The sequence below is a fragment of the Parasphingorhabdus sp. genome (assembly GCF_965233695.1).
GTDB lineage: Bacteria > Pseudomonadota > Alphaproteobacteria > Sphingomonadales > Sphingomonadaceae > Parasphingorhabdus.
This window is the reverse complement of sequence record NZ_OZ247497.1, coordinates 1,547,523-1,571,063: the sequence shown is the minus strand read 5'-3', so window position 1 is coordinate 1,571,063 and position 23,541 is coordinate 1,547,523. Positions and strand designations below refer to the sequence as shown.

At 54.5% G+C, this 23,541-nt stretch carries 21 protein-coding genes; 9 read left to right on the top strand and 12 right to left on the bottom strand.

What is annotated here, in order from left to right:
* The first annotated feature begins 10 nt into the window (after positions 1-10).
* Both ACO6S1_RS07450 and ACO6S1_RS07445 read left to right on the top strand, forming a co-directional pair.
* Positions 11-949: an SDR family oxidoreductase gene (locus ACO6S1_RS07450; protein WP_422345679.1), complete on the top strand. Its 939-nt coding sequence runs from the start codon at positions 11-13 to the stop codon at positions 947-949.
* Between the two features lie 104 nt (positions 950-1,053).
* Complete coding sequence (locus tag ACO6S1_RS07445; protein ID WP_422345678.1) at positions 1,054-2,415, top strand: alkaline phosphatase PhoX; 1,362 nt, start codon at positions 1,054-1,056, stop codon at positions 2,413-2,415.
* Positions 2,416-2,429: 14 nt separating this feature from the next.
* On the opposite strand, the gene ACO6S1_RS07440 is transcribed toward ACO6S1_RS07445, so the two are convergent.
* From ACO6S1_RS07440 to ACO6S1_RS07420, 5 genes are read right to left on the bottom strand one after another with little or no spacing between them, the layout of a single operon-like run.
* A complete protein-coding gene (locus tag ACO6S1_RS07440; protein WP_422345677.1) occupies positions 2,430-3,059 on the bottom strand; it encodes an isochorismatase family protein in 630 nt (209 codons plus the stop codon).
* Between the two features lie 3 nt (positions 3,060-3,062).
* The gene (locus tag ACO6S1_RS07435) at positions 3,063-5,588 is read right to left on the bottom strand and encodes a TonB-dependent receptor (RefSeq protein WP_422345676.1); all 2,526 of its coding nucleotides are present in this window, start codon (positions 5,586-5,588) and stop codon (positions 3,063-3,065) included.
* 59 nt (positions 5,589-5,647) lie between these two features.
* Positions 5,648-6,046, bottom strand: coding sequence for a nuclear transport factor 2 family protein (locus ACO6S1_RS07430; protein WP_422345675.1), 399 nt, complete (start codon positions 6,044-6,046; stop codon positions 5,648-5,650).
* On the bottom strand, positions 6,046-6,477 hold the full coding sequence (locus tag ACO6S1_RS07425; RefSeq protein ID WP_422345674.1) for a nuclear transport factor 2 family protein: 432 nt from the start codon (positions 6,475-6,477) through the stop codon (positions 6,046-6,048). Before ACO6S1_RS07425 ends, ACO6S1_RS07430 begins: the two co-directional genes overlap by 1 nt.
* Positions 6,477-7,229 (bottom strand): aspartate/glutamate racemase family protein, encoded by a 753-nt coding sequence (locus ACO6S1_RS07420; RefSeq protein WP_422345673.1) that lies wholly within the window; start codon positions 7,227-7,229, stop codon positions 6,477-6,479. The genes ACO6S1_RS07425 and ACO6S1_RS07420 overlap by 1 nt, the downstream gene beginning before the upstream one ends.
* A gap of 103 nt (positions 7,230-7,332) precedes the next feature.
* Between ACO6S1_RS07420 and ACO6S1_RS07415 the strand changes: the two genes are divergently transcribed.
* Positions 7,333-7,992 (top strand): GntR family transcriptional regulator, encoded by a 660-nt coding sequence (locus tag ACO6S1_RS07415; protein WP_422345672.1) that lies wholly within the window; start codon positions 7,333-7,335, stop codon positions 7,990-7,992.
* Between the two features lie 4 nt (positions 7,993-7,996).
* On the opposite strand, the gene ACO6S1_RS07410 is transcribed toward ACO6S1_RS07415, so the two are convergent.
* Positions 7,997-9,178 carry a CaiB/BaiF CoA transferase family protein gene (locus tag ACO6S1_RS07410; RefSeq protein ID WP_422345671.1) on the bottom strand — a complete coding sequence of 394 codons (1,182 nt, stop codon included), beginning with the start codon at positions 9,176-9,178 and terminating at the stop codon, positions 7,997-7,999.
* Positions 9,179-9,241: 63 nt separating this feature from the next.
* Between ACO6S1_RS07410 and ACO6S1_RS07405 the strand changes: the two genes are divergently transcribed.
* The 5 genes from ACO6S1_RS07405 to ACO6S1_RS07385 all read left to right on the top strand — a co-directional run bounded on the left by ACO6S1_RS07405 (position 9,242) and on the right by ACO6S1_RS07385 (position 16,000).
* Complete coding sequence (locus ACO6S1_RS07405; RefSeq protein WP_422345670.1) at positions 9,242-10,162, top strand: hydroxymethylglutaryl-CoA lyase; 921 nt, start codon at positions 9,242-9,244, stop codon at positions 10,160-10,162.
* A 27-nt stretch (positions 10,163-10,189) separates the two neighbouring features.
* Complete coding sequence (locus tag ACO6S1_RS07400) at positions 10,190-12,247, top strand: hydantoinase/oxoprolinase family protein (protein ID WP_422345669.1); 2,058 nt, start codon at positions 10,190-10,192, stop codon at positions 12,245-12,247.
* Position 12,248: 1 nt separating this feature from the next.
* Positions 12,249-14,114, top strand: a complete 1,866-nt coding sequence (locus ACO6S1_RS07395; RefSeq protein ID WP_422345668.1) for a hydantoinase B/oxoprolinase family protein — start codon at positions 12,249-12,251, stop codon at positions 14,112-14,114.
* 85 nt (positions 14,115-14,199) lie between these two features.
* On the top strand, positions 14,200-14,973 hold the full coding sequence (locus ACO6S1_RS07390) for an SDR family NAD(P)-dependent oxidoreductase (protein WP_422345667.1): 774 nt from the start codon (positions 14,200-14,202) through the stop codon (positions 14,971-14,973).
* Positions 14,974-15,037: 64 nt separating this feature from the next.
* A complete protein-coding gene (locus ACO6S1_RS07385) occupies positions 15,038-16,000 on the top strand; it encodes an XdhC family protein (RefSeq protein WP_422345666.1) in 963 nt (320 codons plus the stop codon).
* An 8-nt stretch (positions 16,001-16,008) separates the two neighbouring features.
* Here ACO6S1_RS07385 and ACO6S1_RS07380 read toward each other — a convergent pair whose 3' ends face one another.
* Positions 16,009-16,779 (bottom strand): SDR family NAD(P)-dependent oxidoreductase, encoded by a 771-nt coding sequence (locus ACO6S1_RS07380; RefSeq protein ID WP_422345665.1) that lies wholly within the window; start codon positions 16,777-16,779, stop codon positions 16,009-16,011.
* A gap of 100 nt (positions 16,780-16,879) precedes the next feature.
* Between ACO6S1_RS07380 and ACO6S1_RS07375 the strand changes: the two genes are divergently transcribed.
* Complete coding sequence (locus ACO6S1_RS07375; RefSeq protein ID WP_422345664.1) at positions 16,880-17,635, top strand: SDR family NAD(P)-dependent oxidoreductase; 756 nt, start codon at positions 16,880-16,882, stop codon at positions 17,633-17,635.
* A 1-nt stretch (position 17,636) separates the two neighbouring features.
* On the opposite strand, the gene ACO6S1_RS07370 is transcribed toward ACO6S1_RS07375, so the two are convergent.
* The 5 genes from ACO6S1_RS07370 to ACO6S1_RS07350 form a co-directional block, all read right to left on the bottom strand.
* Positions 17,637-18,935, bottom strand: a complete 1,299-nt coding sequence (locus tag ACO6S1_RS07370; protein WP_422345663.1) for a spinster family MFS transporter — start codon at positions 18,933-18,935, stop codon at positions 17,637-17,639.
* Between the two features lie 98 nt (positions 18,936-19,033).
* Entirely contained in the window at positions 19,034-20,173 is a 1,140-nt protein-coding gene (locus ACO6S1_RS07365; protein ID WP_422345662.1) for an acyl-CoA dehydrogenase family protein, read from the bottom strand.
* Between the two features lie 34 nt (positions 20,174-20,207).
* On the bottom strand, positions 20,208-21,404 hold the full coding sequence (locus tag ACO6S1_RS07360) for an acyl-CoA dehydrogenase family protein (protein ID WP_422345661.1): 1,197 nt from the start codon (positions 21,402-21,404) through the stop codon (positions 20,208-20,210).
* 152 nt (positions 21,405-21,556) lie between these two features.
* Positions 21,557-22,507, bottom strand: coding sequence for an RDD family protein (locus ACO6S1_RS07355; RefSeq protein WP_422345660.1), 951 nt, complete (start codon positions 22,505-22,507; stop codon positions 21,557-21,559).
* Complete coding sequence (locus ACO6S1_RS07350; RefSeq protein ID WP_422345659.1) at positions 22,504-23,535, bottom strand: stage II sporulation protein M; 1,032 nt, start codon at positions 23,533-23,535, stop codon at positions 22,504-22,506. Before ACO6S1_RS07350 ends, ACO6S1_RS07355 begins: the two co-directional genes overlap by 4 nt.
* Positions 23,536-23,541: the final 6 nt, after the last annotated feature.

Below are 23,541 nucleotides of genomic sequence, written 5' to 3'. Positions count from 1 at the left end.
CATCAGAATTTTGACCATCGGTGCAACCGGCGACCAAGGCCACCCACTCCTGCAGCGCTTGCTGGAAGCCGGAATGCATCCTGTCGCCGCTCTGCGCAACACATCCACGCTGACCAACACACCCTTCGCGGATGTCGAGACGGTGGAAGCTGATCTTTATGACGAGCAGTCGATGATCAAAGCGGCACAGGACATGGATGCCATAGCGATGCACCTACCCTTTGTTTTTGATCTCGAAAAAGCAACCCAACTCGGTCACAATATTGTAGCCGCTGCCAAGGCCAGTAGCGTGCGAAAGATCGTTTTCAATACCAGTTGCTATGTTGCTGATGAAGATAATGGCAATCCTGCCCATGACGGTCGCAGGGCGATTGAAAAAGCGATTATCGACAGCGGCTTGGAATATGCGATTTTTGAGACCAAAGTCTTTATGGACAATATGATCCGCAGCTGGAACAAACCCTCAATCGTCAACAGTTCGATATTTGCTTATCCCGCCAAACCGGACCTAAAGATATCCTGGATTTGTCTTGACGATGTCGCAGCCTTCATGGTCGAAGCTCTCCAAAACGATGACCTACCCAGTGGGCGTTATGCTATTGGCGGACCGCAAGCCTTGGTTGGCGATGAGGTTGCAACTATTCTAAGCGAAGTGGCGGACAAGCCCATCACGTTCAAAAGCATGACACCAGATGAATTTGCCTCTGCGATGAGCCTGCTTGTCACCGGATCGGCGACCGTCGAACCCAAATCAATTTATAGCGGCATGGCAAGCTTTTACAGCTTTTATAATGAACAGCCGGTATCCCCGCTAATCGCTGATACAGAAGAAATGGCAAGATATTTCAAAACGCGGCCGACCCCTCTAACCGTTTGGGCAGCACGCCAGGATTGGAGCGATCCGACAGACCCCGCGCTGGCCATAAGAATGGCAGGTATGCAGTCGTGAGGATAATCGCAATTCTATTGCTCATCTTCAAAAATCTGTCATCTGAACGAGTTAAAGGACGTTAGTATTCAATAAATAACTCGACCAGTTACAGGACAGCCCGCATGCAGTTAAATCGACGCAATTTTACTGGTGGCCTTACCGCTCTAGCGTTTTCTGGCTTTGCCCAGCATAGCAGTCTGGCACGTACCGGCGCGGCCATGTCTCATAAAGGATATGGCGCATTACAGGTCGATCCCTACGGCTTGCTCGATCTGCCCGAAGGCTTTTCCTATCGGGTCATTTCCGAATTTCGCGGCGCCATGTCTGATGGGAATCGCGTCCCCGACCGCGCCGATGGCATGGGCTGTTTCGCCATGCCGGATGGCAAGATCGCGCTCGTGCGCAATCATGAGTTAAAAGCCAATCATTTTGATGATGGTCCTTTCGGCAATGTTCCATCCACACTCGCCACCTATGATCATAGCCAGGACGGCAAGCCGCTTGTCGGGGGCACTACCACATTGCTGCTGGATGGCCAGAGTCTGGTGGTGGAACGGGAACATCTTAGTCTGGTGGGCACGATTAGGAACTGTGCTGGCGGCACCACGCCGTGGGGCAGCTGGCTCACATGCGAGGAAGACATGACCCGCGCAGGCGATGGCGTGAAGCGCGACCATGGCTGGATTTTTGAAGTGCCTGCCGCGCATGAGGGGCTGGTCGATCCGGTTCCGCTGAAAGCCATGGGCCGGTTCAACCATGAAGCGGCGGCGGTCGATCCGGCGACCGGCATCGTCTATCTGACCGAAGACAGGAACGACAGTCTGTTCTACCGCTTCATTCCGAATGTTGCTGGCAAATTGGCCGAAGGCGGGAAGCTGCAAGCTCTCTCCTTTGCAGATGAAACACGCGATAATGACAGCCGTAACTGGGGCAACGTCACTTTCAAACCGGGGGCTTGGCAATTTGTCCGCTGGATTGATGTCAAAGATGTTGAAAGCCCGAATGATGATCTGCGCGAGCGCGGAGCGAGTGACGGAGCAGTCAAGTTCGCGCGCGGCGAAGGCATTATTTACGGTGATGGGGAGCTTTATTTCTGTTGCACATCGGGCGGCTCGGCGAAGGAAGGGCAGATCATGCGCTATCGGCCATCCCGTTTTGAAGGAGAAGCAGGAGAAGCAACTGCACCGGCCTTATTGCAATTGTTCATGGAATCGACCGACCGCCGCCAGTATAGCTATGGCGACAATATTACGATTGCACCCAATGGCCACCTGATCGTTTGCGAAGATCAATATAGCGCTACCGTCGATAATCACCTGCGTGGGATTACGCCGCGCGGAGAAGCCTACGCGTTGGCGCGGATACGGGTACAAACCGAACCCGCAGGCGCTTGCTTCTCTCCTGATGGACAGACGATGTTCGTGAACCTGTATAGCCCGACAAAAACGCTTGCGATTTCCGGTCCTTGGGGCAAAGCGATCTAGCTCTTTCTGGACAGTTAGAGTTTTAACCCACCCAGATAATCCAATAGAGCAGTAGTCGGCATAACGTCGGCATATTTCGCCTGCATGTCGAACAGGTTGGCCTTGTGCGGCGCTTCATGGCGATCACCCACGGCATCTTCTGCAATGATCGGGATAAATCCATGCGAGCTGCAATCGACGCAACTTGCGCGCACACAGCCGCTAGTCGAAAGACCTGTGATTATCAGGCTGTCATTGCCATTGGCCGTCAGGGTGGACGCCAGCGACGTCCCGAAAAAGGCGCTGGGATAATGCTTGGTGATGATCAGTTCATCTTCTGCCGGCTCAAGCCCCTTGGGCCAAGCGCCCATCGGATGCCCTGCGATAAAATTTTCAAGCGGCGGAACTTTCTGTGCAAAGCGTCCGCCTTCGATCATCGATTTGGTGTAGCTGACATTGGTATAGATGATTAGCAGACCCGCCGCACGCGCCGCGTCGCGAAGCCGAAGCGCGTTTTCCAACGCATCTTCTACCTCGGCATAGAGCGCACAGGACGGATCGAAATAAGCCTCGACGAAATCAATGAGGATGAGTGCAGGCTTTGCACCAAAACCCATTGATCCGTCGAAGACTCCCCCGTAATTATCGGCTTTGTCGCTCGCCATAAACTAGAATTTATACCCGACCTCGACACCAAAGCGGCGCAGGTTTCCTGGTGACAGGAAGGATCCACCAAATTCAATCGCCGGAATAACCTCGTTGAGATATTTCCGGTTTAACAGATTGTCGGCAAATGCGGTAACGTTCCAATTGTCCCCTTCCAGACCGAAGCGCAGGTCGAGTACACCGAAAGCCTCCCGTTCGGTAATCGAATAATCCGCATCACCGACAAATGCCGGCAGCGCCAGGGCAGAACCGGGCAGCAATCCGCTAAAAAGGGTCGGGCTGGTGTTGTTCTGAACCGAGTGGAACCATGTCGGACCGGTAATCCGATAATCTGCACGCATCACCAGATCAAAGTCGTTCGCAATGGGCGCAACCACCTGCGTACCGATATTTATCGTATAATCCGCAGTGTAAGGTGACTTGTTGCCAACAGTATTAGGCCGAGAGGCATTGGCCTTGATTTCGCTTTCGGTCACGTTGACTGAACCGAATATATCCCAGCCTTCCACGATTTCGGCATTTGCGTTGAATTCCAGACCGTAAAGCTCGACTTCATCGATATTGGACACCACCCGCAAAAGACCGAAACCGCCGACGAAAAACTCGAAAAACTGCATGTCATCGACATCGGTATAATAGCCCGCCAGATCAAATGTGATCCGGCCATTGGCAATCGCCCCTTTAACGCCAGCTTCAAACGCACTCGATGTTTCCTTGCGGAAGATATCATTGATCAGGACATTTGTGCCAATGAACTGGTTGAAATTCTGGTCAACAATCGCGGCAGAACCCTGATTGTTGAATCCACCGGATTTGAAACCAATGCCCCAGTTCGCGTAAAAATTGATGTCATCCGTCAAACCATAGCGCAGCGATACTTTCGGTTGCAGCTGCTTGAACGTTTCGGATTGATCGGGAATGGCACCAAAGGCCTGACCTGGATTAATTGGAGCCCCGGTAATCGGATCGGTAGCTAGAGGTACCTGGCTAGACACCTCACGATCTTCAACGTCGTAACGCAGCGCCAATCCGACATCAAAATTATCCGCAACTTCATAGTCGAGTGAACCAAAAACGGCATAGACATTGGTGTTGAAGTTATCCGCAAACAGCTGCGAAGTTGGGTTGCTGCTATTGGCATCGTTGAACAATTGCCGGGTAACGCCCTGCCCCAGATCAGCGCCCAAGCTCACTCCGACATCACGGTCGATATTGAGGAAATAGCCACCAATCTGCCAACCAAGCGGACCATCGCCATTGGACGCCAAACGAATTTCGGCGCTGATATCGGTTTGCTCGCGAATCTGAAACTGCGTTCCATCACAAGTTGTTGGACTATACGGTCCGAACGTAGAGCCATTAACCGGATCAAAGATGAACGGTACCGGATTGTTACCAACGAAACCCGGCTGGTTGACGGGAAAGCCGGTGAGCGCGGCCGTAGAACCAAAGCAGTTGTTTGAGGCGTCAATGGAAGCCTGCGTCGCACCCGGGAAAGTATAGCGCGCGAAATCGGCAGACGTACCATCGGCGGTCAGCGCCTGGTCCACATCGGCATAGAGCGCCCAAGCGGTCAATGTCGCAAAATCAAACTCATGCGTGAGTTTCACAGAGGCTTCAAATGTCTGCTGCTCATTGGTCGGACGAATATTGGAATAATAGTTGAAGGGATGATCGTTCACATCCTCAAAAAATGCCGGGTTTACAGCCGCGAAATTGGGCAGGTGAAAAGCGGCGTTAAAATTGATCGATGCGCCGGACAAGTCAGCATAGCGGGCCTTTACATCTACTTCCGTATCCGGACCGAGCTCGGCAACAAAGCGCCCGTCAACCGACCATGTTTCCTGGTCATCAACTACTTTTCGGTTGTTGAGGAAGCTGTTCCGGTAAAAGCCATCTGTCGTATTATAGGAACCGGAGAGCACGAAACCCGCGCTATCACCAACAGGAGCGGAAACATAAGCCGATGCCTTGTAAGTATTGTCCTCCGCTGCACTCAACCGCACACCACCTTCAAGCTCATCACCTGGTTTCAGGGTCTGGATAACAATCGCGCCAGCCGCAGCATTGCGTCCATAAAGCGCGCCTTGCGGGCCTTTCAGAATTTCGATCTGGCGCAATGTGCCCTGATCCTGATTGAGTTGAGCGGTGTTGGTTTTAAGGATACCATCCACCACCAGTGCGACAGAGCTTTCTGCATCGCGCGCGCCATTGATGCCGCGAATGTTGATCTGGGTATCACCAGCCTCTGCCGTGCCACTCACTATGGTGACACCGGCCGTCAGCTGAACAAACTCGTCAGCCTGCTCAATGCCAGTGCGCGCGAGCGTTTCGGCGGTGAACACCGTGACAGACGCGGGTACTTCAGCCAGCAATTCGTCCTGGCGCCGGGCCGTGACAATGATGACATTACTATCTTCGCCTTCGCTTGCGCCCTGGTCGCCCGCTGACTGGGCCAGAGCCGGGTTGAAGCTTACCAGAGCAGCAAAGCCTGCTGAAAGTGAAAGAGCCGTTTTTACGCGATACATGTTGTTTTTCCTTCCCTGAATGGAATGATGTGCAAGCCTTGTGGCCCGTCACATTGATTTTATACGAGGACGTTCTCTCCGCTCATGTAGACATAGACTTCCTGAAATTTGCCGTCGCGCATGCGCCAGAAATTGGTGTTGTTGAGCAATGTGACGTTACCGTCAGCATCGGTCAGCTCTGCAACAAAGCTAGCGGCAATCCGGCCATTGGCTTCGTCCACAGTGCAGGTAAAATCGCGGTGGATGATGGTTTCATAAGCGTCGAAGAAATCCTCGAACATGCGCTTTATTTCGGCTTTTCCGGCATGACGGGTAAAGCTGGTTTGCACGCAGAACAAAGCTTCCTCGTGAAAACATGCCAAAGCGGCATCCATATTTTTTGCGTCGACGTTACCAAAATAGGTTTTTGTAGCAAATTCAATAAGCTCTGCACGGGAAAGGCCGGGTTCATATTGCATCAGGCGTCTCCCTCTTTGAGCAGGTTGTCACCGCTCATATAGACAAAGACATGCTGGAACAGCCGGTCCTTGCAATAGAAGCGATTGCAATTCTCGTAGCGCAGTTGCTCACCGCCATTGGGCGTGATCAATACCGTGAACTGTGAACAGACGGCATTCGTTTCGGGGTCGGCAGTGTGGACGAAATTGCCATGCCAGATCGATTCGAAATCCGCGAACAGCTTTTCGAACATCGCCCGGATGGCATCGCGGCCCTCATGGATCGTGTTGGAAGTTGCTTCATGCAAGATTGCGTCAGGCGTGAAGCAATTGAGAACCTGCGTCATATTCTTGTTATCGACGCCGTCAAAATAGCGCTTCGTAACGATGTCGATATAAAAGGGATAAGGGAGCGGGACTTGCCCTGTCATACCCGGGGTCCAGTCTGCCATTAATACCATCCTTTTCTGATATCACCGTCTTTGGGCACTTCAGGTGCCGGAAAAGCGACTTTGCTGTGGGTCAGTCCCAATTCGATCAGCGTCTCCAAAAATTTATAAGCCACCTGACCCGGATTGAGCACCGGGATCGGCAAGTTGTCATCGAGATATTTTGCCGACTGGTGCATGGTGGTGGAACCGAGCACGATCACGTCGGCCCCGTCTTCCTCCATTGCTGCTGTCGCTTCGGCTTTCAGCTTGTCAAATATTACTTCTTCCTTGCCCGCGAGCAATTCCGTCACATCGGGACGCGTGTCTATCGACCGCAAAGAAGCAACGCGATCCCACCAGCCATATTCGTTGAGTGTTTTCTCATAGAGCGGGAACCATTCGGGCCACATGGTCAGCACGGTAAACTTCTTGCCCAGCATCATGGCGGCGGCAAAGGCAGCCTCACCGGGGCCAACAACGGGAATCGACAGCCGAGAGCGTAAGGCCCGCATTCCACTATCACTAACGGTATCGATCAGGACGCCAGCATAGCCTTCCTCCTCTGCCTTGATTCCAGCCTGGAAAACGGTCCAGTCCATTAACATAGTGTCGTGATAGCTATCGCCCAATGCCGCTCCCCAAGGGACAGCGACAAATTCCGGGGCAAAACCCTCTCGGACAAAATCAGCGGGCAATTGCTCTGCGCGGGCGGCAACACCTGCTTCATCCATCGGGATCGGAACGATGACTTTGATGCGATTCGGATCAGGCATAGGTTGACAAATCTCCCAATTGCACTTCTATTGTATACAAAACCACCCCGTCAAGCAGAAACTGTTCGCGCTACGACTAAGACTAGTCCAATCCTCAAAAAATATGGTCGATCCCATCATGCCCGCTTCCGAAACTGCCTACCAGAAAATCCGCACTTTCATCCTACAGGGGGAGGCCATTCCCGGCATGCAATTGACCGAGGAAAAACTGTCCGAGATATCGGGTGTGTCCCGAACCCCGGTGCGTGATGCGGTTCGGCGGCTCGAAAATGAAATGCTGGTTGTCCGCAGCGCATCCAAAAGACTGTTTGTAGCCGACTGGTCCGAAGGTGAAGTAGACGAGATGTTCACCCTGCGCGCCATGTTGGAAGCTCATGCCGCGGCCCGCGCGGCGAGCCGAATCGACGACGACACGCTTGAGTTGTTGCACAAAATCAACACCGAGCTCAAGGACGCCGTCAACCAGTCTTCACCTGATGTTACGTCGTTTCTGGAGGCTAACCGACGCTTTCACGATCTGATATTGGAATGTGCGCAATCTCCGCGGCTAAACAAATTAATGCCAGCGCTGGTCGAGCAGCCTGTGGTGCGGCAAACGGCACATCAATATACCAAGACCCAGCTCAACCAGTCTGCTATTGATCATGACGAGTTGATTGCCGCTTTTACCGCAAAAGATGCAGATTGGGCGAAATCCGTGATGACCAGCCATATCCGTAGAGCGTTCCACTCTTTCAGTATGGCCGCCGTGCCAAAACCCTAGCAGTTCAAATGATACCGCGGTCCTGCAGATCCGCCATTTTGGTACTGTCCATGCCCAGCAACTCGCCATAAATGGCCTCATTATGGGCACCCAGCTCAGGACCGATAGTTTCGATCTTGCCAGGCGTGTCCGACAATTTCGGCGCGACATTCTGCATTACGAAATTTTCATGTTGCGGATGATCCATCGTCACCAATGCGTTGCGCGCTTTAAAATGTGGGTCGGCGAGCATTTCGGGCGCGCGATAGATATTGCCCGCTGGAACACCGTTTTCTTCGCATAGATCGAGCACTTCCTGACTGGTCAGGGTCCGGGTCCAGACATTAATCAGAGCATCCAGTTCCGTCTGATTTTCGCCGCGCGCGACGTGCGTGGCGTAGCGCGGATCATCACCAAGCTCCGGCTGCCCCATCATCGCTGACATACGCTTCCAAACGCTGTCCTGATTGCCACCAATCAACACGCTGCCATCTTTGGTTTCATAGACATTGGAAGGTGCGATTTTCGGCAGGATCGAGCCGGTCCTTTCGCGAATATGGCCCGCAACCGTATATTCCGCGACAGTGGACTCCATATTGGCAAGCACTGCTTCGTAGATAGCAGAATCAACCACTTGCCCCTTGCCCGTCACATGGCGATGATGCAGCGCCATCATCGCACCAAGGCAAGCATAGGTGGCCGCCAGCGAATCGCCAATCGACAGACCCGCGCGGCTTGGCGGACGATCTGGCTCACCCGCAATATAGCGCATGCCGCCCATGGCTTCACCGATTGAACCATAGCCAGCGCGTGAGGCATAGGGCCCGGTCTGGCCATAGCCGGAAACGCGAATCATGATCAGCGCCTGATTGATCGCGCTGAGCTCGTCATAGCCCAGACCCCATTTTTCCATCGTACCCGGGCGGAAATTTTCCAACAGGAAGTCGCTTTTTTCCACGAGCTTTTTGACGATTTCCTGACCTTCTTTTTCTCGCAGGTTAAGCGTGATCGACTTTTTATTGCGCCCGACGACCGAGAACCAGAGCGGTATGCCCTGTCCCCAACTGCGCATTGCATCGCCGACTTTCGGCGGCTCAATTTTGATCACTTCCGCGCCATGGTCGCCCATCAGCTGACCACAAAAAGGACCGGCAATAAGCTGCCCCATTTCAATCAACCGAAGTCCGGTCAGTGCCCCTTGCGCCATTAAAAAACCTCCTGCATGATGCTTTTGCTATACAAAGCACAACATGGATTGTATACAATTTCTATGGCTTATGAAAACCCTATATCTATCAACATCGTCGAAGTCGGTCCGCGTGACGGGCTTCAGAACGAGCCGGATATTATAGCTACCGAAGACAAACTGGGCCTGATCAACCATATGATCGACGCCGGCATCCGGCGCATGGAGGTGGCAAGTTTCGTCCATCCCAAGCGTGTGCCTCAAATGGCGGACGCCGAAGCTGTAATTGCTGGTCTGCCGGACCGTGAAGACATGTCTTATATCGGTCTCTGCCTCAACAAGCGCGGCGTGTTGCGCGGACTTGCCACGAAAGAAGGCGGCAAGCGCGGTATCGATGAAGCCGGCTGCGTGATCGTTGCCAGCGACACGTTTGGAGAGAAGAATCAGGGACAGACTATCGAACAGGGTATAAGGGAAAATCGCGAGATGATCCGCTTTGCCAAGGGCGAAGGGTTAAAAGCACAGGTCACCATATCTGCCGCCTTTGGTTGTCCCTTTGAAGGTCATGTCCCGCCCGAAACCGTGTTGAATATTGCAAGTGAAATGGCCGAAGAAGAACCGCTCGAAATCGCGCTTGCCGACACGATTGGTGTCGGCGTGCCCGGGCAGGTTGAAGACCTGTTTGGCCGCCTCAAGGAAATTTTACCCGATCATATCAAGATGCGCGCACATTTTCATGACACGCGTAATACCGGTATTGCTAATGCCTGGGCCGCGGTACGGTCAGGCGTGTCGACACTGGATGCCAGCCTTGGCGGGCTTGGCGGTTGCCCTTTCGCACCCAACGCCACCGGAAATATCGCGACCGAGGATCTCATAAACCTGCTTGACCGTTCAGCGATCAATCACGGCGTTGATCTGGCGAAAGCCATCGCCACCAATCAATGGTTTGAAACAATAATGAAACGTCCCTTGCCATCACTTGTCGCAAGGGCAGAAGCCTGAATGCATAAATAAAAGAGAGAGAATGATATGGGGTATCGACTAGGCGTTGATGTCGGGGGAACCTTTACTGATCTGCTGCTGTTCAATGATGAAACAGGGCAATTCTGGCGCACCAAAACGCCGTCTACGCCCCATGATAGTTCCGAAGGCATCTTAACCGGCGTGAACGCGATTTGTGAAGATGCAGACGTCAAGGCGAGCGAAATTGAATATTTCCTGCACGGAACGACTGTCGCTACGAACGCGGTCCTCGAAGGCAAGGGCGCAAAAGTCGGCCTGATCACCACCGAAGGTTATCGCGATATCATGCAAATTGCGCGAAGCTTTGTGCCCGGTGGTCTTGCAGCGTGGATTATCTGGCCAAAACCGCAACCATTGGCGGCTCTTGAAGACACGGTGACCGTAAAAGAGCGTATGGACGCCGATGGCAACGAAGTACGTCCATTAGATGAAGCCAGCGTAACAACGGCCATAGAATATCTTAAACAACAGGGCGTGGAAGCCGTTACGGTATCGTTGATGAACGCCTATGCCAATGGCGCGCATGAAAGCCGGATCGGCGAAATGGTAGCGGCCGAAATGCCGGATATCCCCTATTCGTTGAGCCATGAGGTTCTGCCCGAGATGCAGGAATATGAGCGGACCTTGACGACGGTCGCGAACGCAGCCGTGCGGCCAGTGGTTAGCCATTATGTGTCCAATCTCCGCGCCAAGCTGGCCGATGCCGGTATGGCGGGACGCTTCTCGCTGCTGCGCTCTGATGGCGGCCTGATGTCCTCGCAAAAAGCGGAAGAGCATCCGGTCAATATTCTAATGTCCGGTCCCGCTGGCGGCGTTACAGGCGCTGTCTGGGTTGCCAAAAATGCGGGATTGAAAAATATCCTGACACTAGATGTCGGCGGCACTTCGACAGACGTGGCGCTGATTGAAAATCTCGAACCGCGCCGGGTTCGCACGACCGAGGTTGGCCATCTATCTGTCCGCGCGTCTTCGCTGGACGTAAAGACGGTTGGCGCAGGCGGCGGCTCGATCGCCTATGTACCGGAGCTAACCGGTGCGTTGCGGGTTGGACCACAGTCCGCAGGCGCGGTGCCCGGCCCCGTGGCTTATGGCAAGGGTGGCGAGGAACCGACGGTCACCGACGCCAATGTCGTGCTCGGATATCTGCCCGAAAATTTGCTTGGTGGCTCGTTCCAGCTGGATCGCGAGGGTGCCAAGAAGTCTGTGCAAAAGATCGCTGACGCTCTTGGCATTGATTTGATGGCAGCAGCACGCGGTATCATTGATATTGTGAACGAGAATATGTTCGGTGCGCTGCGCATGATTTCGGTGCAGCAAGGCTACGACCCGCGCCATTTTGCCCTGATGGGTTTCGGCGGAGCCGGGCCGTTGCATGTCAATGCGGTGGCGAAACTGATGGGCAGTTGGCCAGCGGTTTCGCCGGTTTCGCCCGGGGTGCTCTGCGCTTTGGGTGACGCGACGACACGTATGCGGACCGAAACTGCCCGCTCTTTCTCTCGCCTGGCGACGACCACTGATGCATCCGAGCTGGTCGCAATCCTTAAGGAAATGGCGGATCAAACCCGTGCGGAACTGCTGTCCGATGGGGTTGCCGAGGAAGACCTGACCAGCGAATTTGAAATTGATGTGCGCTATGCCGGACAGGCGTTCGAGGTGCCTCTGACCATCACGCCCGAAGTTTTGGAGCAGGATGGCATTGACGGCATATTGGCGCGTTTTGACGAAGAGCATCACCGGCTATTCACCTTCAACATGGATACACCACATGAAATCGTGAACCTCCGCGCTGTCGCGCTAGGGCAATCGCTCAATCTGCCAGCGGCCCAATTACCCAAGGGCAATGGCGATCCATCAGAGGCAAAAATCCGCGATCATAAATTATGGATGGATGGCGCGGAGCAGGATGGCGCCATCTACGATCGGGCCAAGCTGAGGCAAGGCGATGTGATCAAAGGCCCGGCTGTTATTGTGGAAATGGATTCCACCACCCTGATCGAAACAGGCTGCGTCGGTGAAGTGGACGCGGTCGGCAATATCCTCATCAACCTTGCAGAGGGGAAATAAGATGCCCGCAACGATTATTGAAACCAACGCAACGCCTTTCAAGAAAATCGACATTGATCCGGTCACGCTGGATATTATCGAAAACGCGCTGCGCAATGCGCGGATAGAAATGGATGCGACGCTTGTGCGGACCGCCATGTCGCCCGGTATCCGGGAACAGGGAGATGCTTTTCCGCTGATCGCTGATCATACCGGCAAGATGATCGTCGGCCAGTTTGGCAGCTTTATCGACGGCTTCCTGCGCCTATATGACGGGACGCTCGAAGATGGTGATATGATCTTCCTGTCCGATCCTTACAGCTGTGATGGCGCTGTCAGCCATAATAATGACTGGCTGATCCTGTTGCCCATTTTCAAGGATGGCCGCTTGATCGCCTATACCGCCATGTTTGGGCATCAGTCCGACATTGGCGGCAAAGTGGTCGGTTCCATGCCAATTGATGCGAAATCGATCTTTGAAGAAGGGGTTCGCATACCTCCGGTGAAGATCTGGAAAAAGGGCGAATATAATGAAGACTTGATGAAGCTCGTTATGCACCAAACCAGAAAACCGGATTGGTGCCAGGCCGATTTGAACGCAATTATTGCATCCTGCCGCGTGGCCGCGCGCCGGGTGATTGAAATGGCGGATCGTTTCGGTGATGATGTCTATGTTTCGGCGACGCAAGAGCTGCTGGCGCGCAATCATCGGGCCATGAAAACATTGATCGGTCAAGCGATTGGTGAAGAGCCAGTCAGCTTTGAAGATTATATCTGTGATGATGGTATTGGCGCTGGCCCTTACAAGATTAAATGCACAATGCGGCGCGAGGGCGAGAAGGTCATTCTCGATTTTGAAGGCACCGATCCGCAAAGCGGGGCTTCCATCAATTTCCTGCTCAATGAAAATATGTTCAAGATGTTCTTTGGCATCTACATGATCATGGTTTTCGATCCGCAAATCCTGTTCAACGACGGTTTCTATGATCTGATTGAGGTCAAGATTCCGGAAGGGTCCCTTCTCAAACCGAAATTCCCGGCTGCGCTTTCTGGCCGCACCCACGCGCTGGGGCGTATTTTTGATATTCTCGGCGGGCTGCTGGGTCAGAAGACACCGGAATTCCTGAATGCAGCCGGCTTTTCGTCTTCGCCGCATCTTTTCTATTCCGGTAATGACAAAAATGGCGACTGGTTCCAGCTGTTCCAAATTGGGTTTGGCGGGATACCCGGGCGTCCTCTAGGCGACGGACCAGATGGTCACTCGCTATGGCCTGGCTTCACCAACGTGCCCAATGAATTTCTGGAACGCTATTTCCCGCTGCGCATAGAACGCTATGAGACAGCGCAGGATAGCGGCGGCGCAGGATTGCACCGAGGCGGCAACGGCATTCACCTGACCTATCGCTTCCTCGCCGCTGGAACCATTTCCATCCATGATGACCGTTGGTTCGTTCCGCCATGGGGTGTGAACGGCGGTGAGCCAGGAAAACGCGCCCGTAAAATTCTCGAGAAAGCGGACGGCACCAGCACGATCGTCGCCAATAAGGTGGAAGAGATCACCGTGGCCGAGGGCGATCAGTTGCACTTCGTTACCTGGGGTGGTGGCGGATGGGGCGATCCGCTCGAGCGTGATCCCGAGTTGGTCGCTCTGGAAATTCGTCAAGGTCTGGTCAGTGTAGATGGAGCGCGGGAATATGGCGTCGTCATTGCGGACGATGGAACGGTGGATCAATCGGCAACGGACAGTTTGCGGGCCGATATGGCTAGCCAAGTTATCGAGACGGACAGTCCGTTTAACTTCGGCCCGGATATCGACACGCTCCGCACCAATTGCCTGGAAGAAACCGGTCTGCCTGCACCTATCCAGCCAGGGCATGTCGCCGCCTAACACTAATCCTTCTATTAGTGGCCGTTCTGTTAGTGGACTTCGCCTTTGTCGCCGATAATCTGGGTGACAAAGGAGAGGTTTTCTTATGAGCATTTTGGACAGTTTCAAACTGGAAGGCGACGTTGCCGTCGTTACGGGCGCAGGCAAAGGCATTGGTCGAGCAATTGCTTTGGGTTTGGCAGAGGCTGGCGCAGACATAGCCCTAGCGGCCCGCACAGTTGGTGATCTGGAGACTGTAGCTGAAGAAGTCCGCGCGCTGGGTCGCCGGGCCATAACCGTTGCTACCGATGTCACCGATATGGCAGCGCTCGAACATCTGGCGGAACGCACCGTTGCAGAACTGGGCAAGCTGACAGTCTGGGTCAGCAATGCAGGTGGCCTACCGGATGGGACACCGCGCTACCTCACCAAGACATCAGAGGATAATTGGGACGCGCAGATCGATCTCAATCTCAAGAGCGTCTGGATGGGCGCTGTCGTTGCGGCAAAGCATATGAAGGAAGATGGTGGCGTGATCATCAACACCTCATCCCGGGCTTCGTTTGGCGGGCAGATTAAAAACGGCCCCTATGGGGCATCCAAAGCGGCCGTGAACAGCCTGACCAGCACCTTGTCGCTGGAACTCGCCCCGAAAATCCGCGTCAACGCTGTGGCCCCCGGCCCGATCCCGACCGAAAATTTTGATGAATCCATGGGCATAAAATCAGAGGATGATCGCGAGAAGCTGCTCAAACATATCGGCATTCCCTTGCAGCGCTACGGCACGGAGGAAGATATTGCCGCGGCCGTCATCTATATGGCCTCACCGGCGGCCAGCTGGGTCACCGGCCAATGTCTGTTCGTGACCGGAGGGCGCTAAACGAAAGATTGCAGGCATCTGCCAAACTGCGCTAACATCCGGGAAACAAAAGATTGCGGCGCGCTTGAACAACATATTTCCGATATTCCAGTTTCTGAACGACAAGACCGCGGCCGGTTTGGACTGCGCCCTTGTAACGCTGACGGCGGTCACAGGGGCCTCCACCCGCAATCCCGGCGCCCATATGGCGGTCGCAGCGGATGGCAGCGCAGCTGGCTCCTTTTCCGGCGGCTGTATAGAAACGGCGGTCATCGCTGAAGCCGTGGATTGCATCAGCGCAGCTGCCCCGCGCGAAGTCCGCTTTGGCGCCGGATCACCCTATCTCGACATTCGCTTGCCCTGCGGCGGGGGTATAGATTTGCTTTTTACGCCTTTACCCGATGCGCCCGTTGTAGCAGAACTGTTCCAAGCGGTTACCGCAAGACAGCCTTTCACCATCTGCATGGATCGCGAGACAGGAGCACTAACCAGCGCGCCCGCCGAGCAGGATCAAGCGGTTATCAGCGAAGGGGCATTGGTTCATGTCAATCACATCCCACCCGCAAAAATCGTGATCCTAGGCCATGGCGCGGTGGTGGAGAATCTCGCCAATCTTACGGCATCCTATGGACTCGATTGCGAAATATTGACCCCTGACGCTGATATAGTGGCGCGTGTCAACGAACAAGGCGGCACCGTCAGTCTGCTCAAGACACCGGCGGCAACCGATCTCTATAAGGCCGATCCATGGACCGCCTGTGTCTTCTATTTCCACGATCATGATTGGGAAGCGGCGTTGATGAAACAGGCACTGGCATCCCCAGCCTTTTACATCGGCGCGATGGGCAGTTTCAAAACCCATGACACGCGCAAGGCTTTGCTCAGCGACATTGGCGTCAGCGATAAAGATATAAAGCGCATGAAGGCGCCCATTGGCATCATCCCGTCTACCCGAGATCCGGCGACGCTCGCGCTATCCACGCTGACAGAGATTATCGAAACCTATCACAGCAGGTTCAGCCGGACGCACGGGCATATCGCGCTATAGCGATGACTTCAAAGAGACTGGCCGTCATCCACTACCATATCTGACCCCGTCACCGACTGTGATGCATCGGATGAGAAATACAGCATCATCGCATCGAGCGATGACATGTCCTGCAGACGCCGACGATGGAACCCCGCGATTTGTTTCTGACCGCCTTCAGTCTGATACCAGTCGCCCTGAATTTCGGTGGCGATATAGCCCGGATGGATGGTGTTCACATTCACCCCCTGCCGCACCCATTCCCGCGCCAGATTGCGGCCGAGATGCGTGACGCCCGCCTTGCTCGCAGCATAGGCGCTATCGCCCTCGCCCGTCAGGCGTGATGTGATCGAACCGATGATCGTGATCCGGCCATTTTCCTTGGCCCGGCTATCATTGGCAATGAGCCGCTTGGCGCCTTCCCGTGCGACAAGGTAAACCCCGACAAAATTTGTGCCGACAAGCGTTTGCAGGTTTTCCAGAGGCACATCCGTGGACCTGCCAGCGGCACTGACACCGGCATTGGCGATAATGGTATCGACAACGCCAAATTTGGCTTCAGCGGCATCATAGGCCGCGACAACCGATGCCTCATCGGTGACATCCAGGGGCACGGCCAAGGCATTGCCACCGGCTGCGACTATTTTCTCCGCCACTTCTGCCGTGCGATCTGTGCGCCGCGCACCCAGAACAACATTGGCTCCTGCCGCTGCAAACAATTCGGCGAAATGCGCGCCCAAGCCCGATGATGCCCCAGCGATCAAAGCGGTCCGGCCCGCCAGCGAAAATGGAATGTCCATGATTTCTCCTCTGGAACATGCTTATCACAATAGGCTCTAGACCATCGCTATCGGCTCGGCCAATATCGCTTTGCATAGGGGCAAATGGAAGAGGATAAACATGATCAACGCATCCCAAAATCATCAGGCACTGAATTATGAAGGTAAGATAGTTTCCATCATTGGCGGCTCCAGCGGGATAGGCAATGCCACGGCGCAGGCCTTTCGCGCATGCGGTGCGCAGGTTCGTGTTACCGGCACACGCGCGGGACCGGATGAATATTCGAAGGACCAAGGCTCTGATCTGGAAGGCTTGCACTATGCGCAGGTCGATGCCGCCGATGACGCCGCCATTGCCGCCTACCGTCAGACGTTTGATCGTCTGGATGTGCTGATCTGTTCGCAAGGCATGGTGCTGTACAAACGGCAGGAATTTGAACCGGACAATTTTGCCAAGGTGATTCAGGTTAATCTCAACAGCCTGATGACCTTTGCGGGACAATTTCATGATCTGCTCAAAGAAGCACAAGGGTCGTTGATCATCATCAGCTCGACCGCCGCCTTTCACGCGACCGTTGGAAACCCAGCCTATAATGCGTCGAAAACCGGAGCCATGGGGTTGACCCGAACACTTGGCAAAGCGTGGGCCCCGGATGGCATCCGCGTAAACGGGATAGCGCCGGGCCTTATCGCCACCAAGATGACGGCGGTGACAACCGAAAATCCGAAACGCCGGGAAGCGACGATCCGCAATATTCCCGTTGGCCGCATTGGCGATCCCGAAGATATGGCTGGGCTATCTCTGTTTCTGGCATCGCCGCTGGCCAGCTATGTCGTCGGGCAGACATTGATCGCAGATGGCGGACTGTTGCTTTAGTCTAATCGGCAGCCGGCTCACCGGTCACCGCTTTGCCCGTCCACCAGAACAGGATTATGGCCGCGATCAGGCTGACCACCACCGTTGCGATGACCGCGTAACTGAGCGACATGGAGCCATGTTCCGCAGCCCAGTTGTCACTCATTAGTCCAATCAGCGCAGGACCAATGCCATAGCCGAGCAGGTTTATCACCAGGCTGCTGATCGATGATGCCGTGCCGCGTTCTGACGGCAACACCGCGGCCTGCACCATGGAAATTGCGGCCCCCTGTGTCGAAACCAGAAGAACATAACCGATGATATAGAGCGTCAGAGTCATTTCCAGACTATCCGCCAGCAAACAGAACGACCAGAATGGCAGGGTAAGCGCCATCGCGAAGCTGCAATACCACGGGCGCCATTTGGGGTTTTTCTTGGCCAGATAATCGGCCAGATAGCCTCCTAATATCATCCCCGGTACACCACCGGCGAATAATACCGCACCCAGATACACGCCCACTTCTCCCTGCGTAACATCAAAGTTGCGGATCAGCGTAGGTGCCAGCCAGATAGCAAAGGCAAAAGAGGGTATATTGGTAAACGAATTGGCCAGCACAACGCGGAAAAATACGCTGTTTTTAAACAGCGATCGCATCGTGACCATGAACGGCTGCTGCTCATCGACGCCGGCCTGTCCGGCTTGCCCGCTATCCTTTTTGAAATAGCGGCCGCGCTTTGGTTCCTTGATAGTGAAATAGAGGATGATGCCCAGCAACACCCCCGGCAGGCCCAATATTATGAATGTCCAGCGCCACCCGTAGGATTCTGCAATCAGCCCGCCCGCTGCATAGCCCAGCACGGGCCCGAGTACAGCGCCTACCGCAAATATACCCATCGCACGTGACAATTCCTGAGGCTCAAAATAGTCCGTGATAATCGAGACGGAAGGGGGACCGCCGCCCGCTTCTCCGACACCGACGCCAAGGCGGGCGAGAAGCATTGTCCAGAAACCAACCGCGGCGCCGCAAAGGGCGGCCATCAGGCTCCATAGCGACAAGGCCACCGCAACCATATTCTTGCGGTTTGTACGGTCCGCCAGTCGCCCTGCCGGAATACCCAGGATCAGGTAGAAGGCGGTAAAGGCTGTTCCCGCCAGCAAGCCAATTTGCGTATCGCTCAACAGAAATTCGGCTTTGATATCCTCGATCAGGATCGACATGACCAGCCGGTCGGCAATGTTGAACATGAAGGTCAGCATCAGCATGATCAGCACATAGTAGCGATAGATCCCGCCGGTGCTTGATGTCGCCTGATCAGCCATATCCATTCCCTCCCAAAGGAAGGAACGGGATAACGCGAAAAAGGGGGCACAGCCAGAGCGGCCGCACCCCCTTTTGTGATAGGGCTTTGATGCTCGTTTTAGGCGGCTGCGGTGAGCTTGATATGCCGCCGCATATGATGATCGACGCTGCCAAATTCGCTTTCAATGATTGAAAGCCGCTTGAAATAGCTGCCGACAGCCGTTTCGTCGGTTACGCCCATGCCGCCATGGGTCTGCACCGCAGACTGGCCAACAAAACGTGCCGATTGCCCGATACGGACCTTGGCGGACGAGACCGCATGCTTGCGGGTCGCTTCGTCTTCAGCGAGCTTGATCGTCGCGAGATAGGACATGGAAATCGACTGCTCATATTCCATGAACATGTCGACCATGCGGTGCTGGAGCACCTGAAAGCTGCTGATCGGCACGCCGAACTGCTTGCGCTGTTTGGCATATTCCAGTGTCATGGCGTGGGTCACCTGCATAGCGCCGGTGGCTTCTGCGCAGACCGCCGCTGTGGCTTCATCGACAACCGTCTCGATCAGCGGCAGGCCATTGTCCAGTTCGCCGATCAAGGCATCGGCCGGCACCGAAACATTCTCGAAATAGACCTCCGAAGCACGGCGACCATCGACGGTGGCATAGTCGCGCAAACTGACGCCATCAGCGTCCTTTGCAACGATGAATACGGAAACACCATCGGCATCAGTCTGTCCGCCAGAGGTTCGGGCGGTCACCACGAAATGACTGGCCCAAGGCGCGCCAATCACAACCGCTTTCTGGCCGTTTAGTGTGTAACCTTCACCATCTTTTTTCGCAGTAGTTGTCAGGTTCGCCAGATCATAGCGACCTTGCGGTTCGGCATAGGCGAAGGCGAAAACCTTCTCGCCTGCGATGATCGCGCTGAGATATTCTTCCTTTTGCGCAGCCGTTCCGGCATGTTTCAGGAACCCGCCTGCACAGACAACGCTGGGAACAAACGGCTCGACCACCAGGCCTTTGCCAAATTCTTCCATGATCAGCATGGTTTCGACTGCGCCGCCGCCAAAGCCGCCATCCTCTTCCGAGAAAGGCGCGGCCAGCATGCCCAGTTCCGCCAACTGTGCCCAGAATTCTGGGCGCCAGCCGGACTCGCTGGAAATCACGGCACGCCGTGTATCCCAGTCATATTGCTCCCGAACCAGTCGTGAAATACCGTCACGAACCATATTCTGTTCGTCAGAAAAATTGAAATCCATAGTTTCGCTTTCTTATTATATCTGCGGGTTGGATCTAAAGTCCGAGAACCATTTTGGTGATGATGTTACGCTGGATCTCGTTCGATCCCCCGTAAATCGATGTCTTGCGCATGTTGAAATAGGTCGGTGCTGCGCTGTGGGCATAGTCCGGTCCAATCGGGAAATCGTTCGAGCCATCGGCAGGGAAGCTGCGGAAATCGGGTGTACCGTAATAGCCAACCGCTTCCAGTGTCAATTCCGTCAAGCGCTGCTGGATTTCCGTACCCTTCACTTTCAAGAGCGAGCTTTCCGGACCCGGGCCCTTACCCGCCTGTTCGCCAGCCAGTGTACGCAGCTCGGTAATTTCCAGCGCAGCGAGATCGATTTCCAGCTGGCTGATCTTGGTTGCAAAACCCATGTCCTTGATCAGCGGCTCGCCGTCCAGCATCTCATGCTTGGCAATGTCTTTCAGCTGCTCGACACCGCGCTTTGAACGCGCCACGCCAGCAATGCCGGACCGTTCGTGCGCCAGCAGGAATTTCGCGTAGGTCCAACCCTTATTCTCCTCGCCAATCAGGTTTTCCGCAGGTACGCGCACATCTGTGAGCCACACTTCGTTGACCTCATAACCGCCGTCAATCAGCTTGATCGGCCGCACTTCGATGCCGGGCGTGTTCATGTCTACCAGAATGAAGCTGATACCTTGTTGCGGCTTGGGCGCGTCGGGATCGGTGCGGCACAGGAAGAAGCCCCAATCGGCATGCTGCGCCAACGTCGTCCAGGTTTTCTGGCCATTGAGAATATAATCGTCACCATCGCGGATCGCGGTTGTTTTGAGTGATGCGAGATCGGAACCAGCGCCGGGCTCCGAATAGCCCTGACACCACCACACATCACCGCTTCTAATGCCGGGCAGATGCTTGGCTTTCTGCTCTTCATTGCCGAATGTATAGATAACCGGGCCGACCATTGCGACGCCGAACGGCAGCGGCATGACCGCATTGACGCGCGCATTTTCTTCTGACCAGATATAACGCTGTGTCGGGGTCCAGCCGGTTCCGCCATATTGCTCAGGCCAGGCCGGAACAGACCAGCCCTTTTCACCGAGGATTTTATGCCATGCGGTCATATCTTCCGGACTCATGTCATCCTGCACCGCGGCGCGTTCGATATTTTGCGGGTAGTTATTCTCGATAAAATTACGCACTTCATCGCGAAATGCTTTTTCCTCTGCTGTGAACTCCAGGTTCATGACCGACTCTCCAATAATGAATTTGGCGTCAACATAGGCCAAAAACCGCAGAAAACAAGCTGATCTAAAGGCCGTAGCAGGTGACGCTACGGCAAGCGCGACTCTTGTGGATTTTCACTTTGACAAATTTGCAGCCCGATTTAATCGACTCATTAAATATCAGCCGAATATTTGTCCTTACGGCGTTTCCCGAACCGCATGCCGCTTTCCAGCTTGGCGCGCAAAGCGGTGTAATAGGCCTCCAGAAATATACGCTCATCACCGCTGCCCGGCTCCCATCCGATTTTATTGCAGATTGAGCTCGTCACGGTTTGGATTGCCTCTTCGGTGCCGGTGCGCAGCACAGTTTCCAGCGTTTGCAACTCGAACTCGCCATAAACCGACAAATCAGCATCAGAAAATTCATATCGGCTGGAACCAGATCCGGGCACCAGCTTCCCGTTTGCCTCGGCGGAAGGCGCAACAACACCGTCGAGATTTCGCTTCACATTCTGGATAACCCATGTCCCGGCGATCAGATCACCGCATCGCAGCCGGTCTTTGTTAAACAGCGGAAAGAGTAGGAACATAAGCACCCAGAAAAAGCCGGCCCAGGCAGTGAAATCTGTCATGGATCCGCTCGCTTCGCCAGAAGAGATAAAGATCAAAGGCAAGAACAGCTCGATATCCCGGATGATGTTGCGCGCGATCACCGCTTCTGCGGTCAGCCGCCCTCCATCGCGTGCCGCAACCCGGATACCGACGGCACGCTTGCCCCAGGTGGCGGCGCGGTCGCCCAGTTCAAAAAAGAGGAAATAGGCGTTACGAAACAGAAAAACCGCGATGATCCAAAGGACAATAACGGCACTCAACGGCCCGCTTTGCTCCAAAGTGATGCCATCGCCAAAAGCGGATTCGAAACCCCAGATGACGAGCAGGCCGAGTAACGTCACCCCGAGAAGGAGGCCCATTATGATAATGATGTCCAGCAGCAGAGCTCCGGCGCGAGCGCCCGCAGTCGCAACCGTGACATTCAAAGGCACGCCCTCTGGCGACACCATCACACGGTCCAGTGTTGGATTTGCGGATCGCCTGATCCATGGATCGGTTCTCGCAACGCTCACGATTCTGCCTCCAAATGATTGCGCCCGAAAAGGAAGAAATAGATCAACCAGAATGCAAGCATTCCACCACCGACCAGATAGCGCAGGCCCGTATCGTTGATCAGCTGCCGGGCAAATCCTTCTAGCAAACCGGCACAAATGAGCATGATGATCACGCCCGCCATGACCAGAGCGGCCCGTTTGCCTGCATCGCTGGCAGCTTTCAAATGTGACTTTGCGCCGGGAAAGGCTATCGAACGTCCCACATGAATTCCTGCAGCGCCTGCCAACAAAATCGCAAATAATTCGGTGGTGCCGTGAATCGACAGCCAACCGACAAATTCCAATGTCAGATCGCGCTGCGCGAACACCCAGAGCATCGCACCCAACAAGGCCATGTTGTGGATCAGCAGCAATATGCTGGGTATCGCAAAAGCAAAACCGAGCGCGAATGCGAGAATCGACACCTGTGCATTATTGCTAAACAAATAGGCGGCAAAGACCCCTAGGCCGTCATGCTCTTCTTTGCTGAAAAGCGTGCCTCTTAATGCGGCCTCACTCGCTCCGGGCACCCGAACATCTGCAAAGTTGCCTGGCACGAGCGCATAATACCAGTCGCTATCGCCAGCAACCAGAAGATATCCGATCAGCGTACCGGCAATCATGACGAAGAAAGCAATCCATATATCCAGCTTGATTGCGCGAACAGCTTCGCTCCAGCCACCGCCAAAAAACCCGCGTAGCCATTGCCCAAAACTGGTCTGCGTACCGTAAACCAGAAAATAAGAACGCAGCGCCAAGCCTTCCAGATAATCGATCAACCCAGCATCCAGAGAACTTTCACGCGCTATCGAGAGACTCGATAGCAATGTCCGGTAAAGCGTAGGCAAAGCGAGCACATCCTCGTCGCTCAGTCGCCGCCTTTTGCCCTTCTCCATCTTGGTGATTATCTCTTCGAGCCGGATCCAGTCTGCTTCCCGTTCGAGGCGAAAGCGATCACTTTTCAGTGCGGCTGTCTCAATGGCCCGCTGAGCGGCCGGATCTGTCATGACACT